This window comes from Limosilactobacillus ingluviei str. Autruche 4 (assembly GCF_000312405.1).
GTDB lineage: Bacteria > Bacillota > Bacilli > Lactobacillales > Lactobacillaceae > Limosilactobacillus > Limosilactobacillus ingluviei.
The window spans coordinates 87,859-102,372 of the sequence record NZ_HE997173.1 but is presented as its reverse complement, the minus strand read 5'-3'; the positions used below and the strand labels follow the sequence as shown (position 1 = coordinate 102,372).

Below are 14,514 nucleotides of genomic sequence, written 5' to 3'. Positions count from 1 at the left end.
AAAAGCCAGGGACAGGCGCCAACCGAAGTGGTCACTAACCTTAGCCAGATGTTTCACCTGTCCCGGCAAACGGCGCAGAACTATTACGATCAATTGACGGTAAAGTAAGGTTGCCCAAGCGTACCGGTGCGTACTGGTCACCCCTCCTTCGTCACTTTAACTGAAGCAACAAGTCCCGTTCTCATTTCTTTTTAATTTTTTCTTGACAGCCCTGCTACCAACCGGTATGATAAAATCAACAAAAACAAAGGAGAGCTAGAATCATGAATTACGTTGCTTCACAATCCAAATCTTGGTGGCAAAGCCGGTAATTCAGGTTGACCGCGGTGCGGATGCAGCCTGAAGATTTTCAGATTGCATCTGTACCGGCTAGCTGATTAAATCAGTGCCCGTACGGATCCCACGTGCGGGCTTTTCTTTTCCAAGGCCCCGCGTGGTGTGTACGCGGGGTCTTTCTTTTTACCCCTTTGTTCCACATTACTCACCTGGGAGGAATCATCATGAAACGAATGTCTGCCCTGATCGCGATCCTGGTCGCCTTTCTCGGTTTTGCTTTTTTCACCGACAACGGCGGATCGACCTTCAGCCTCAATAAAAAGCCCAAGGTCGGGGTGCTGACCTTAATGCACCACCCGGCCTTGGACCAAATCTACCACGGTTTCGTCCACCAGTTAGCTAAGGAAGGCTACCACGATGGCAAAAACATTACCATCGAGTACCAAAATGCCAACGGGGACCAATCCAACCTCAAGACGATGGCCAACAAGTTAGTCAACGACAACGCCACGATCCTCTTTGGGATCACCACCCCCGCCAGCCAGGCCCTGGCCAACACCACGACCAAGACCCCAATTGTCTTAGGGGCGGTCACCGACCCAAAGGAGGCCGGCTTGGTCAAAAACAACCAGCACCCCGGCGGCAACATCACCGGGATCTCCGGACAAGCCCCGGTCTTAGAACAACTGCAGCTGGTTAAGAAATTCATGCCCCACGCCAAAACCTTTGGCCTGATCTACACGTCCTCAGACCCATCGGCAGCCTCGGAAGCCAAGATCTTCATCAAGACGGCCAAACAACTCAAGATGAACCTCAAGGTCGCTTCGATTGCCAACAGTAACGATCTCAACCAGGTTTCCCAAGCCCTGCTGAGCGAAGTCGACGCCGTGATCGTGCCGACCGACAACACGATCGCCGGAGCGATGCAGACCCTGGTCAAAAACGCTGACGCCGTCAACAAGCCGGTCTTCCCGGCCGTTGACACGATGGTCAAGCAAGGCGGGGTCGCCACCTACTCGATCAACCAATTTAAGATGGGCGAAGAAGGGGGCAAGGTAACGGCCGCGATCCTGCGTGGGGACAAAAAACCTGCTACCACGGCGATCGAATACATCCGCCACGGTGAGCCGGTCTTAAACCTCAAGCAGGCCCAAAAGCTTGGCCTGACGATTCCAAAGGATTTCCAACAAGAAGCCACGAACCACGGGGAGGTATTTAAATAATGGGACTGATTACATCATCCATCGGCCAGGGGCTGCTCTGGGCTTTACTCGGCCTCGGGCTCTACCTGAGTTTCCGCATCTTAAACGTCACTGATATGACCGTCGAAGGGACCTTCCCACTTGGGGCGGCCACCGCAGTTTCCCTGATCACTCACGGGGTCAACCCCCTGCTGGCTTCCCTGGTCGCCTGTCTGGCCGGGGCGCTGGCCGGGCTGATTACCGGTCTGTTGACCACCAAGGGCAAGATTCCCAGCCTCTTAGCCGGGATTTTGACGATGACGGCCGCCTACTCGGTCAACCTGCGGATCATGGGCAACAAGTCCAACCTGTCCTTGATGGGCCAAACGACCCTCTTTTCCAACGCCTTTTTAAAGCAGCTGCCGCAGTACTTCGACAGCGTCGTCTTAGGGCTGATCGTGATCGCGATCGTAACCGGCTTGATCGTGCTGTTCTTAAACACCGAATACGGCCAAGCCTTCATCGCCACCGGGGACAACCCGGCCATGGCCCGCTCAATGGGGATCGCGACCAACAAGATGGTCATCTTTGGGCTGATGCTGTCCAACGGTTTGGTCGGCCTGTGCGGGGCCTTAGTCGCCCAAAGCAACGGCTATGCCGACATCAACATGGGGATCGGGACGATCGTGATCGCCTTGGCCTCAATCATTATCGGGGAAGTTGCCTTCGGGGAATTGACGCTGGGCCAACGCTTGGTCGCCGTCACCCTCGGGAGTATCATCTACCGTTTGATCCTGCTCGCCGTCTTGCAACTGGGCTTCTCGGCCAACGACTTAAACCTGATTTCTTCGATCGTCTTAGCCCTGTGCATGATGCTGCCACAGCTGGATAAGATTTTGAACCTGAAAAAGCCAATCCTAAAGGGGGTCGCTACCCATGACTGAACCAATTCTGGAACTGAAAAACGTCTCAACCGTCGTCAATAAGGGGACGGCCAGTGAAACCACGATTTTAAAGGGACTCTCCTTGAAAATCAACCCGGGGGATTTCATCACAATCGTCGGGACCAACGGGGCCGGTAAATCGACCCTCTTTAACGTCATCGGTGGCAATCTGATCGCCGACGCTGGCCAAGTCCTTCACAACGGCCACGACATCACCCACCAGGGGGAAGTCGCCCGAACCAGCTTTTTAAGCCGGGTCTTTCAAGATCCAAAATTAGGCACGGCACCGCGGATGACGGTTGCCGAAAACCTCCTGCTGGCCACCCGGCGGGGCCAACGGCGGCGGTTACGCTTCCGGGGCCTCAAGCAGCGCTTGGCTGAATTTGCCCAGCTGGCCGCCTCGATGAACAACGGCCTGGAAAACCGGCTGAACACCGCCACCGGCGCCCTGTCCGGCGGCCAACGCCAGGCGCTCAGTTTTTTGATGGCGACCCTCAAGCGGCCCGATATTTTATTGTTGGACGAACACACCGCCGCTTTGGATCCGCATACTAGCGCAACCCTAATGCAAGCCACCAACGCGCGCATTACCGAAGACCACTTGACGGCCCTGATGATCACCCACCACATGGAGGACGCGATCAAGTACGGCAACCGGCTCTTAGTCTTAAAGGACGGCCAAATCAAGGCCGACTTGACCGGCGCCGAAAAAGCGAACCTAACCCCGGAAAAATTAGCCGGTTACTTTGAATAATGATGTAGAGACTGACAAGGAGCTAGCTTTTTGGCTAGGCCTTAGAAAGTAACAACAAAAAGCGCTAGCAATCAACGTTTTCAGCAACGTGATTGCTAGCGCTTTTGAAATTTTAGGACTTTTTTCTTAACCTCTTTTTGCTTACTTGATTGGCTTATCATTTGCGTGGATAATATCTTTATCAATGATGTGAGGTGAAAATAGATGAGTTCAACCCCTAGAAAAGAAGCCCAAACTCTGGGTCACACCAACTTCGCTGTAACCGGCAAAAGCCGCTTCGCTTGCTCTTTAACACCGGATCAAATGGCAGATCTCGAACTGCAAACTGCCATTCAACAAGTCCCTGTCAAACAACTTCGAACCCCAAAGGAACTTGCGGACTTTTTCAATGGTGAAGATTAACGAAAACTATGTATTGGCCGGCGCGACCACCGGCCCCAAGTACTCACGGCCCCCCCTAAACGGGGACCGCTCTTTGAATTAATTACTTACCAGCGCCACCTTCATGATCGGCTTCGCCACTGGCCCAAACCTTCGTGGCATACAAGGAATTAAAGAGCAAGGCTGCTTGCAGGGCAACTTGCGACAGGGCGGCCCCAAAGGTTCCGATCGCCGTCGCCCCGGTCGCAATCTGCACCGCTAAAATTCCCCAGTAGATAATGTTGGCTAAGTTGACCACAATCCACAGCGACCAGTTTTCCTGGAACTTGAGGATGTAGAGAATCTGGGCAATAAAGCTGACCACAAAGTTAATTGAGTCAAAATACGGCAATTGACCGTGAACCAAAGCGAGGATCCACCAGCCCAGCCCCCAAGCCACAAAGGCCCCGGCAAAGATCAAGCCCCGGGTTTGCTTAGAAAAACGCTTGGTAGCTTCATCATGGCCCCACATGAACCACCCGATCGGCTGGGAAATTACATAGAAAATGTCCATCGCAAAGGACCCGTAGGCGTGGCTGATCCAGGCAACGTACGTCATCGCCAAGCACTGAAGAAAGCCGAAAATAAAGGAGATCTTGCGCCCCTTCATCCCGTAGACCAGACACAGGGTCCCAAAGATCCCCGAGGCCATCCCGATCCAACTGTCCGGGGCGATCAGGTAGACGATGACCTGCAAGGCCAACAAAATACTGATGTAGGTGACTTCAAATTTCTTCCAATTGGTAAAAAGCTGGTTGTACCACCAGCCGTGCGGGGTTTCTTGCATTTTTATTTCCTCCAAACTAAGTCCTAATTTAACTTGTCGCTCATTTTATCACTTTCAAAATATAAATAAACAACATTTTTGGAATAATTTAAAATTATACCTTGCTAAACCGCCCATCAGCGACAATAATTAGGACCAATTAAACAGAAAAGAGGTCATCACAATGCCCAAAGCACTCTTAATTATTGATTACACCAACGACTTTATTGCCGACCAAGGGGCCTTAACCTGTGGCCGGCCGGCCCAAGCGTTGGCCCCCTACATCACCCACCTCGCCGAAGAATTCTACCAAGCCGGCGACTACGTCATTTTCCCGACCGACGCCCACAATCCCAATGACCACTTCCACCCAGAAAGTAAGCTTTTCCCTCCTCACAATCTGGTCGGGACTTGGGGCCAAGCTTTATACGGTCCGGTCAAGGACTGGTACGATGCCCACCAAGCGGACGAACGCGTCTACCAGTTCAACAAAAACCGCTACTCGGCCTTTCAAAACACCAATCTGGACAACTACCTGCGCGAACGCCACATTAACGAACTGTGGTTGGTCGGGGTCTGCACCGACATTTGTGTTCTGCACACCGCAATGGCGGCCTACAACTTAAACTACCAGCTCACGATCCCAGCCGCCGGGGTCACTACCTTTACCGAACACGGCCAGGAATGGGCACTGGACCACTTTGCCCACAGCCTAGGGGCAAGGGTGCTGGCCTAGCTTAATCCGGCAATGACCCTGAAGCTGTCAAAGATCATCAGCGCTCCCCGTCACCGGGAGCGCTTTTATTTTCGATCTTTAATTTTTAGGTCTCAATCACCACTTATCCGCAATAACTAAGCCAAACACTTGATTCAATTAAATTCAAAATATCACCTCCAAGGGTCGCTTTGCCGAAAACAATTTGTTAATATCGAACTAAAGAGAAAATAAATTCGCAAAACCAACAAGGAGGGAAACAAATGAGTACCCGTGCCGTGATTTTCAAAGTGTTAGCCAGTGGTGAAGTCCGCGGCGTTTATTGTCATTGCGACGGCGGTTTGGACTGCGTGGGCGCAATCCTGAACCTTGCCTATCACGATCCCGCCAAGGTCGACCAACTTCTGGCCCTTGGCGACCTCTTAGCCTTAGGGATGGAAGTTGAGGCCGGTCCCCGGCTGCCGATCTACGAACACGTCATCGCCTATCATCGTGACTACGGTGAACCTTGGCATGACACCCGCTATTCTTCCTACGACGAGCTGTACCATAAGCTGACTGCTACCGGAGCGTTTTGGTTGATCGACTACGTCTACGTGATGAAGCCCGACCAAACTGGCCACTACCAGTGGTACGTCGCTGAACACCAACCGAACGATTCTGGTAAGTACCAAGCCCCGCGCTTGCTACGCGAGGCAATCGCGGAACTGATTGAACAAGAGCAAGCGGGTGAGAATGATGCGTAAAGCGTTGCCGTTTGAGGTCATTGCTTTATCCCTGTTGGATGCAGCGGACCAGCCCATTGATTACCTTACCTTCCATAATAATTCCGCGCCAATCAACTTCACGGTCCGGCTGGCCCTGTACTTACCAGCCCCATTAAGCGCTCCCGCCGCGGGCGTTTACGGTCTGGTGACGACCAGTCTGGCGGCCCCTTTCCCAGCCTTAGTCCAGCCGACCGTCAGTGTACCACCCGATCTAGAGCCCGGCTTGGTCATCGTGAAGTTGAGTTGCCAAGTCGTTGGCACTGACTTGGCGGCGCATTCGCGCCTACATCTGCTACTTTCTTATGCCCCCCGTTGGTCCCGCCGACCCCCAGCTGAACGATTTGTTTTGGAAAGGTGTCTTTTTAAATACCGTCATTCCGCTTGAGGTGCTAAAATGAGAGCAGCAACGTTAAACAACCACGACCCAAACTGGGAAAAACGGTTCTTCACGGCCCAACTAAAAACTACTGATGGGGGTGATGGTATGGATGGCCAGTACGTAACCCGCGAAGAATTTAATACTGCCATGCACAAGGTCAATCAAAACTTCACCAAGGTTGAAGCCCGGTTTGATGTGACCGACCAAAAGATTGAGAACCGGTCCGATCTTCTAGATCAAAAAATCGACAACCGCTTTGCGACCCTGGATCAAAAAATCGACGATCGCTTTGACGTCTTAGGCGCCAAAATTGATGCCTTAATCCGCGTTACGTGGTGGATCATGGGCTTGATCGGTGCGGGATTAATCATCCCCCTCTTGACCTTAATCATCCACCAAATTCTTAAACTTTAATCCTTACCGTACTAATAAAGCGCGTCCGCCAGTCCCTTGACTGAGCGCACGCGCTTTGTTCGTTCGATACGTTAGTTAATCTACAACCGGATAGTTTGGCCGCTTACCGTTTAAAATCAATAAGACATCATCCAGTCCCATCGTTACAATATTGCGCATCGCCGTATCGGTGTAAAAGGCACTGTGGGGCGAAATCAAGACGTTCGGCATGGCCCGCAAAGTCTTATAGTCGGCTGGAATCTCTTCGGGTTGAGCCTGTTTTTCGAAGAACTGGCCTTCGTTGGCCAAGGTATCCAGAGCGGCCCCGGCAATTTCGTGGTTCTGTAAGGCAGCGATCAAATCAGCGGTTACCACCAAGCCCCCGCGGGCCATATTGATCAGGTAGGCCGTCTTTTTCATCTGCTTTAAGGCGGCCGCGTCAATCATGTTGGCCGTTTCAGCGTTGAGCGGGGTGTGGAGGGTCACGATGTCGGATTCTTTGAGGACCGTGGCTAAGTCCGTATAGGTCAGGTACGGTTCTAATTCCGCGTGGTGGACCGGATCGACCGCCAGGACCTTCGCTCCCAAGGCCGCGTACAGCTGGGCAGTGGCCCCACCGATGTGACCGGCGCCGATCACGCCGACCGTCAAGTTATAGATTTCGGTACTTTCCAACCCACTCCAGCGGAAGTCCAGCTGGTCCATCCGCGCATCATAATAGCCCAACTTGCGGACCAGGCGCAACGCTTGGGTCAACCCCATTTCCGCGATTGCCCGCGGCGAGTAAGCCGGCACATTCGTAACTGTCAGGCCGTTTTCGCGGGCCAACTTCAAGTCAATAAAGTCAAAGCCGACCATCCGCGCGGTAATCTGCTTGATGCCAAAGGACTTTAAGGTTGGATAAATCGAGGGATCCAGCGGAATCGTCTGCTGAACGTTGATCCCGTCGAAGCCCTTGGCTAAGCCCACAGTTTCCGGGGTCAACCGCTCAGCCACTGACTTAATCTCAACGTCGTGTTCCCGAGCCCAAGCGTCAATAAAGGGCTGTTCTTCATCCAAGACCGCATACATAATAATCTTTTTCATAAGCTGCCTCCTACCACTGTAATTGTTTCATCCGCGCCACGGCTTCTTCTAAGACCGCCTGCTTTTGAGTGGCCGCAATCCGAACAAAGCCTTCCCCGGCCGGACCAAAGGCCACCCCGGGAACGACCAGGATCCCGGCTTCTTCTAAGAGCTTGTCGGCAAAGGCTACTGAATCAAGCCCCGTAGCCGTGATGTCTGGGAAGAGGTAAATGCTTCCCTTGGCCGGCGTGACCTTTAACCACGGCACTTCCGCCAGGGCTTGGTTTAAGTAGGTCAAGCGGGCTTGGAACTCACTCACCACCGGCGCCTTCATTTCATTATAGTGGGCTAAGGCATACAAGGCCGCGTCTTGGGACGGGGTTGGTGCCGAGAAAGTCACCGCATCATTGACATAGCCCGCCGCATCAACTAGCCATTCCGGGCCGGTTAAGTAACCAATCCGCCACCCCGTCATCGCCATGTTCTTGGAAAAGCCACTGAAAACCACCGTGTGTGCAGGCGCATAGGTGGCCGGCGTCGCAAATTCCACCCCGGGTTCGAGGTAGTCAGCGTAGATTTCGTCACTAAAGATCAAGAAGTCATGCTCCTGAGCCAGCTTAGCCAGCCCCTCGGCCTCTTCCGCCGTCATGGCGTACCCGGTCGGGTTATTCGGCGAGTTGACGATTAAGACCTTGGTCTTGGCCGTAATTGCGGCTTCCACCGCCGCCAGATCAAAGGCAAAACCACGCGCCGGATCGGCAGGCACGTCAACGGCCACCCCACCGGCTAACTTAACTTGATCAAAATACGGGGAGAAGCAAGGTTCCAAAATGATCGCTTCATCCCCCGGCGCAATGACCGCTTGCAAGGCCAAGAAGAGAGCGTGTTCGGTGCCGACCGTGACCATCACCTGGTCCGCCGTCGTCGGCCGCGCAAAGCGGGTGGTGTAAAAATCAGCGATAGCCTGGCGTAATGCCGGCTTTCCCATCGCCGCCGTGTAGTGGGTATCCCCCGCCGCCACGGCTTTAAAGGCCGCTTCGGTAATCGCCGCCGGGGTCGGCAGGTCCGGATCCCCAATCGATAAGTCAATCACTTTTTCCATCGTGGCCGCTTTTTCACAGACTTCCGCCAACAAATTTGGCGCTGGGGCTTGGTAAGCGGGGTTTAAAAATGTACGATCCATGCAGAACATCTCCTCTTTGTCCAGCGACTGGCCACCCCAGCCGCTATTCACTTTCTAATGTTTTTATAATTGTTAATCATACACTAAGTTAAGTGATTCGACAAGTAAAATACAAGTTTTATGCACTAAACGCTGAATAATCATTATTTCATCCCCACCGCTTGCCTTTTCTTGTAAAGTCCGGTAGAATCGTCATGTTCAAAAACAATCAGGTAACGCAGCCGCGACAAAAAGTTATTTTTATACCATCTAAGTGTGGTAGCTAACCAGCGGTCGCTTCACCCTTATATTAATCATTTCTCATTTTAAGGAGTAACTTTTTATGACAGAATTAAAGCAATATTCCCCCGGCGCCTTTTGGAATAAGGTCATGTCGGCCGTGGCGATGGCGATCGTTGTTTCCGTCACGCCCAGCGCGATCATTGGGCCGGTCTTTCAGGCCCTCGCCGATCACGGTGCCTTCTGGGCCAGCTTAAATATGATCACTAACCTGGCGATGTACGCCGTTCCAGTCCTGTGTGGGGCCTTAGCCGCCGGTCAGTTTGGCTTCAACATGATTGAAAAGACCAGCGTCGCCCTAGCGACCTTAATTGGCTCAGGCGCCGTGGCTTACTCAGCCAAGGACCAAACCTATACCTTAATTGGGATGGGCGATTTGATCAATACGATTTTAGTGACCGCCCTGGCGATTGTCGTAATTTTTGCTGTCCGCCAATACGTCGGCAGCTGGTCGATCATTTGGGACCCAATCATCGGTGCCTGCGTGGTCGGTGGGATCGGGACTTGGACCTACCCTTACGTGCACCTGATCTCAACCACCGTCGGTACCTTCTTAAACCAGGTCACTAAACTGGAACCGCTCTTGATGTGCACGATCTTGGGCCTCGCCTTTGCCGTTATCATCGCCACTCCGTTGTCAACGGTCGGGCTGGCCTATGCCTTTTCCATCGCTGGAATCGCCGGTGGGGCCGCTTCGGTCGGGATCACGGCTTGTTTCTTCACCGTCGCCTACGCTGTTTCCAAGGTCAATGGCAAGGGGCTGGTGGTGGCGATGGCCTTTGGGTCGGTGAAGATGATGCTGGCCAACTTCTTGCGTCACCCCCAAATGTTGATTCCCATCGCCCTTTCCGGCGCCTTAGCCGGGTTGGTTGATTCCTTGCCGTTTGCCCGGATGGAAAATGGTGCCGCCTATGCCGGTTTCGGCTTCCCAGTCGCCCCGATCAACGCCTACACCCACCTCCACGGTAGCGTGGGCGCCAACTTACTGACGGTCGGGTTGATGTACTTGGTCTTACCCACGGTGGTCGCCCTGCTTTCCTACCATTTCTGCAAAAATGTCTTACACATTGTCGACAAAAACCATTGGTACGTCGACCTCAACGCCTAGTAAAAAAAGCTGGATCCTCCGCCGGATCCAGCTTTTTTTCGTGTTTTAAGCCAGGTTAATCAACCACGTGGCGTTCAAAGGGTTGGTCTGAAATCCCTTCCGCCAGGATCTTCTTGGCCCATTCCTTGGCCGAGAAGAGGGAGTGGTCACGGTAATTACCGCAGCTTTCAATCGTCGTCCCTTGGACATCTTCCCATTCCGTGTGGTAAGCAATTTCTTCCAGGGAGGACTTCAAGGCCTGAGCGACTTCCGTGGTCGAATGACGGCCCCAAGTAATCAGGTGGAACCCGGTCCGGCAACCAAACGGCGAGCAATCAATCACCCCGGTCAACCGATCCCGTAAGAGGCCGGCCAACAAGTGTTCAATCGTATGCAATCCAGCCGTGGGAATCGCATTTTCATTTGGTTGAACCAAGCGTAAATCGTAATTGCTGATTTCATCCCCCTTAGGCCCCGTTTCAACCGTAATCAGCCGTACGTACGGAGCCTTGACCTTGGTATGATCAAGGGTAAAACTTTCTACTTCTGCCATCGCAAATTCCTCCTTTAAACTTCGGGGCGCGCCCCTTGTTCCTTATTCTTGATCAAATTCGAAGTGGCGTCAACCGTTTTTCTTACTTTTTAAAAGCTATTCGCCCCAAACCGCTTGGGCCACTTCCCGGACCAGTTTGATCTTGGCCCATTGCTGGTCCTCAGTGAGTTGATTACCCTCTTCCGTCGAGGCAAAACCACACTGGGTACTTAAGGCGAGGTCGGCTGAAGCGACATACTGACTCGCTTCGGCGATGCGGGCCTTAAGTTGGGCCGGATCTTCGAGGGCGGCTTGCTTAGACGTTACCAGCCCCAAGACCACTTGCTTGCCAGCTGGCACTTGAGCCAATGGCGCGAAGTCCCCGGACCGGTCGTCATCAAATTCAAGGTAAAACGCAGCCACCTTTTCCTTGGCAAAGAGGGTCGCGGCGACCGGCGCGTAGCCCCCTTGGGCCGCCCACGTCGAGTGGTAGTTCCCCCGGCAGACGTGGGTCGAAACCCGCAGGTCGGCCGGCAGGTCCCGCAAGGCCCCATTGTTCAAACGCAAGTAGATTTCTTGGAGTTGCTCCCGGTCAAAGGCCGTTTCATCGCGGGCTTGCCAGTACCGGTCATCGACGATCATCCCCCAGGTACAGTCATCGAGCTTAAGATCCCGACAACCGGCCTCATATAAGGCTAAGATTAAGTCCCGGTAGGCGTTGGCAATGTCAGTGAATAAGGCCTCATCCGTGGGGTAGACTTTACGTAAGGCGGCCACGTTTTCCGGCCCCCGTACCAGTTCCGCGTATAGTTGGGCCGGAGCTGGAATTGATTGCCGCGGGGTTAAATCCGTCCCAGCCGTGATCTGCTTTAAAAACTTGAAGGCCGCTAAATCCGGGTGCGTCCCGGTAAAGGTAATCTTGCCCGCCACCCGGGCTGAGTCGGCCCGGGTCTCTTCATCATGGAAGAAATAGCCGTGCTCGCGCACAATATGCTCGACGCCACCAAAGCCCCAGAAGGTATCCAGGTGCCAGTAGCTGCGCCGGAACTCACCGTCGGTTACCACCTTTAAACCGGCCGCGGCTTCTTTTTGCACCAGTTGCTTAATCTGTTCATCTTCGACTTGGGTTAGGGCTGCTTGGTCAATTTGCCCGGCCACAAATTGGGCCCGCGCCTCCTTCAGGGCCGCTGGCCGTAAAAAGGAACCGACAATGTCATACCGTAATTTTGCACTCATCTTTATTTCCCCCTTAAACCAAAAAAATCCCTAGCCAGCACCTTCGTGTCTGACTAGGGACGTCAACTTCCTTTTGAAATCAACGGGTTACCACCCAAATTCAAGCTGGCCTTCCAACCAGCTCCTCAGCAAGTACCATCTGATACTTTGCCGTGGCTATCGGACGGCACCCCGTCAGTGGCTGATTATCACCACTGAAACGCTCCCAGACCATCTTCGGCAAGGCAACTTTGGCCGGCTTGCACCACCCCCGGCTCTCTGAGCAAAGCGCCCTTGCTTACTCATCTGTTCTCAGTGTTTTCTAATTTAATTGTCATTATCTTATAACCGCCAGTTGAGAAAGTCAACCCCACCGGACCAATTAATTTTGCGCAGCCATCACCGCCGGAACAAAGTAGGGACAGTGCATCGCTTGGGGCACCTGATCCCACGCCACCGGATACCCGGCCCCGTGGGCACAAAAGACGGAACCAGGCGGATTTTCCAGGTCCGCGACCGGATCATAATTGGCCGCAGCTTCGATCGCCGCCGGATCCTGAGCCGGGTGAAAACCACCAAAGCGGACTGCTAATTGACCGCGCCCGTGGGTGTAGCCGCGCACCGTGGTGGGATAATCCCGTAAGGCCGCGACCGGGGCCCGGCCGGTTAACTGGACCAGCTCATCGCCCGTCGGCAGTTGGGCGGGCAATTGCAAGCTGCCCCCAAAGCGTTGGACATCCGTTAAGGCCCGGCCGACCTGCGCCGCGGGCAATCGTAGCGTAAAGTCATACCACGGCTCCAGCAAGGCCACTTTCCCTTGCGCTCGCAGGGTCATCAAGCCTTGCCGGACCGCCCGCCAAGTCGCCTGGCGAAAATCACCGCCGCTGGTGTGCTTCAGGTGCCCACGCCCCCCGACCAAAGTGATTTTGACGTCGGTCAACGGCGCACCAATCAACACGCCACGGTGTTCTTTGGCCCGTAAAGCCGCCAGGACCTGGCTTTGTAAATTGTGGGCCAGGACTTCTTCGCGCGTTGCCGTTGCCACCTGCACGCCACTGCCCGGCGCCCCGGGTTCTAGTAATAGGTGGGCTTCGGCGTAGTGGCGCAGGGGTTCGTAGTGGCCGACCCCTTCCACGGGGGCCGTAATGGTCTCGCGGTAGACGATCCCGGCCGGGACCAGGGTCACCGTTAGGCCAAAGCGCGCTTTGAGCAGCGCGGTCAGCACTTCAACTTGCACTTCCCCCATCAATTGCAGGGTTAAGGTACCTAACTCCTGGTTAACCAGCAAATGCAGCAGCGGTTCTTCGTCGGCTAATTCCGTCAGGGCTGCCCGGACGGCCGCAAAGTCTGCCGCTGCCATTTGCACCGCGTAGTTAAGCACCGGACGCAAACGGGCCGGCGCCGCATCTGCGCTCGCCCCGAGTCCCTGCCCCGGATAAGTTTGCTGGGGACCCGCCACGGCCACCACTTCCCCGGCCAACGCCCGGGGAACAATTTGAAATTGCGCGCCGTTGTAGCGACGTAATTGGTCCGCTTTTTCACCGGCGAGGATTTGCTTGGCGACCAGTTCATCGCCCAAGACCCGCAGCCAGGTCAACCGCGTGCCATCCGCCGCATGTGAAATCTTAAAGACTCGGGCGGCCATAGTCGGGGCAGGGACAAAGGCGGGCGTCCACGTCGTTAACCCCTGCAGCAATTCTTGAACCCCGGTTTGGTGCAAAGCGGCACCAAAGTAGACCGGGACCACTTGCCGCGCGGCGACTAACTTGGTTACCACCGTCGCCGGGACCGTTCCGGTCGTGAGGTATTCGTCAAGGACGGCTTCATCACTTTGCATGGCAATCGCTTCCGCCGTTGCCGCTGGTTGCTGCGCAAGGGCCGTGGGTTGATTAAAGGGAATCACCGCGGCCCCAAATTCAGCTTGTAAATCCGCCAAGACTTGGGCCGGCTGCGCCCCCGCCTGATCAATTTTATTAATGAACACACAAGTTGGCACCTGATGGGCCGCTAATAATTCCCACAGAGTCCGGGTATGACTCTGGATTCCATCGCTGGCCGACACCACCAACACGGCTAGGTCTAAGATCGCCAAGACCCGCTCCACCGCCGGCGCAAAATCAACGTGGCCGGGGGTGTCCAAGAGGGTAAACTGCCAGTCGTCCACCACCAGTTCCGCCTGGTGATCAAAGATCGTGATCCCCCGTTGCTTCTCTAACGCCTCCGGGTCTAAAAAGGTATTCCCCCGATCGACCCGGCCGGCTTGGCGGATCGTCCCGGCTTGGTATAACATCCCCTCCGCCAAGGTCGTCTTGCCGGCGTCAACGTGGGCCATCAAGCCGATCGTTGCCTGCTTGGTCATTGCCGTCACTTCCTTGAAAAAAATCATATGCTTAGCTTACCACATTTTTGGCGGCGCAAAAAAGCAACCCCCAGTTCATTGCTCTCATTCATTGAACAATTCTACTTTGGCGTCCAGATTCACTATTAATTAGTGTCTTAAAGGAAGTCCTTCTAAAAACAATTTTTTGTAACAAAATTTATTTTTTATAATTAGAGTC

Annotated in this window: 15 protein-coding genes; 9 read left to right on the top strand and 6 right to left on the bottom strand. The window is 54.1% G+C overall.

From position 1 onward, the window contains the following. Positions 1-500: 500 nt before the first annotated feature. The 4 genes from trpX to BN54_RS00590 all read left to right on the top strand — a co-directional run bounded on the left by trpX (position 501) and on the right by BN54_RS00590 (position 3,557). Positions 501-1,499, top strand: a complete 999-nt coding sequence (gene trpX / locus BN54_RS00605) for a tryptophan ABC transporter substrate-binding protein (protein WP_019205182.1) — start codon at positions 501-503, stop codon at positions 1,497-1,499. Beyond that, positions 1,499-2,401: an ABC transporter permease gene (locus BN54_RS00600; RefSeq protein WP_019205181.1), complete on the top strand. Its 903-nt coding sequence runs from the start codon at positions 1,499-1,501 to the stop codon at positions 2,399-2,401. The genes trpX and BN54_RS00600 overlap by 1 nt, the downstream gene beginning before the upstream one ends. Continuing rightward, positions 2,394-3,155, top strand: coding sequence for an ABC transporter ATP-binding protein (locus BN54_RS00595; RefSeq protein WP_019205180.1), 762 nt, complete (start codon positions 2,394-2,396; stop codon positions 3,153-3,155). Before BN54_RS00600 ends, BN54_RS00595 begins: the two co-directional genes overlap by 8 nt. A gap of 204 nt (positions 3,156-3,359) precedes the next feature. Beyond that, the gene (locus tag BN54_RS00590) at positions 3,360-3,557 is read left to right on the top strand and encodes a hypothetical protein (RefSeq protein ID WP_019205179.1); all 198 of its coding nucleotides are present in this window, start codon (positions 3,360-3,362) and stop codon (positions 3,555-3,557) included. Between the two features lie 82 nt (positions 3,558-3,639). Here the strand turns inward: BN54_RS00590 and pnuC are convergent, their stop codons facing one another. Next, the gene (pnuC, locus tag BN54_RS00585; protein ID WP_019205178.1) at positions 3,640-4,362 is read right to left on the bottom strand and encodes a nicotinamide riboside transporter PnuC; all 723 of its coding nucleotides are present in this window, start codon (positions 4,360-4,362) and stop codon (positions 3,640-3,642) included. A 163-nt stretch (positions 4,363-4,525) separates the two neighbouring features. Here pnuC and BN54_RS00580 point away from each other — a divergent pair, with 163 nt between their 5' ends. From BN54_RS00580 to BN54_RS00565, 4 genes are all read left to right on the top strand, one after another. Continuing rightward, complete coding sequence (locus BN54_RS00580; RefSeq protein WP_019205177.1) at positions 4,526-5,077, top strand: cysteine hydrolase family protein; 552 nt, start codon at positions 4,526-4,528, stop codon at positions 5,075-5,077. Positions 5,078-5,319: 242 nt separating this feature from the next. Beyond that, entirely contained in the window at positions 5,320-5,802 is a 483-nt protein-coding gene (locus BN54_RS00575) for a hypothetical protein (RefSeq protein WP_019205176.1), read from the top strand. Continuing rightward, entirely contained in the window at positions 5,792-6,208 is a 417-nt protein-coding gene (locus BN54_RS00570) for a hypothetical protein (protein WP_019205175.1), read from the top strand. The genes BN54_RS00575 and BN54_RS00570 overlap by 11 nt, the downstream gene beginning before the upstream one ends. A gap of 9 nt (positions 6,209-6,217) precedes the next feature. Next, complete coding sequence (locus BN54_RS00565) at positions 6,218-6,616, top strand: hypothetical protein (protein WP_019205174.1); 399 nt, start codon at positions 6,218-6,220, stop codon at positions 6,614-6,616. 75 nt (positions 6,617-6,691) lie between these two features. Here BN54_RS00565 and BN54_RS00560 read toward each other — a convergent pair whose 3' ends face one another. Both BN54_RS00560 and BN54_RS00555 read right to left on the bottom strand, forming a co-directional pair. Next, complete coding sequence (locus BN54_RS00560) at positions 6,692-7,681, bottom strand: D-2-hydroxyacid dehydrogenase (protein ID WP_019205173.1); 990 nt, start codon at positions 7,679-7,681, stop codon at positions 6,692-6,694. Between the two features lie 10 nt (positions 7,682-7,691). Then, positions 7,692-8,843: a pyridoxal phosphate-dependent aminotransferase gene (locus tag BN54_RS00555; protein ID WP_019205172.1), complete on the bottom strand. Its 1,152-nt coding sequence runs from the start codon at positions 8,841-8,843 to the stop codon at positions 7,692-7,694. Positions 8,844-9,165: 322 nt separating this feature from the next. On the opposite strand from BN54_RS00555, the gene BN54_RS00550 reads away from it, so the two are divergent. Next, the gene (locus tag BN54_RS00550) at positions 9,166-10,230 is read left to right on the top strand and encodes a PTS sugar transporter subunit IIC (RefSeq protein WP_019205171.1); all 1,065 of its coding nucleotides are present in this window, start codon (positions 9,166-9,168) and stop codon (positions 10,228-10,230) included. A gap of 55 nt (positions 10,231-10,285) precedes the next feature. Here BN54_RS00550 and BN54_RS00545 read toward each other — a convergent pair whose 3' ends face one another. The 3 genes from BN54_RS00545 to BN54_RS00535 form a co-directional block, all read right to left on the bottom strand. Next, positions 10,286-10,762 (bottom strand): S-ribosylhomocysteine lyase, encoded by a 477-nt coding sequence (locus BN54_RS00545; protein WP_019205170.1) that lies wholly within the window; start codon positions 10,760-10,762, stop codon positions 10,286-10,288. A gap of 96 nt (positions 10,763-10,858) precedes the next feature. Then, positions 10,859-11,977, bottom strand: coding sequence for a 5-methyltetrahydropteroyltriglutamate--homocysteine S-methyltransferase (locus BN54_RS00540; RefSeq protein WP_019205169.1), 1,119 nt, complete (start codon positions 11,975-11,977; stop codon positions 10,859-10,861). A gap of 361 nt (positions 11,978-12,338) precedes the next feature. Then, positions 12,339-14,315, bottom strand: coding sequence for an elongation factor G (locus tag BN54_RS00535; protein WP_040469772.1), 1,977 nt, complete (start codon positions 14,313-14,315; stop codon positions 12,339-12,341). Positions 14,316-14,514: the final 199 nt, after the last annotated feature.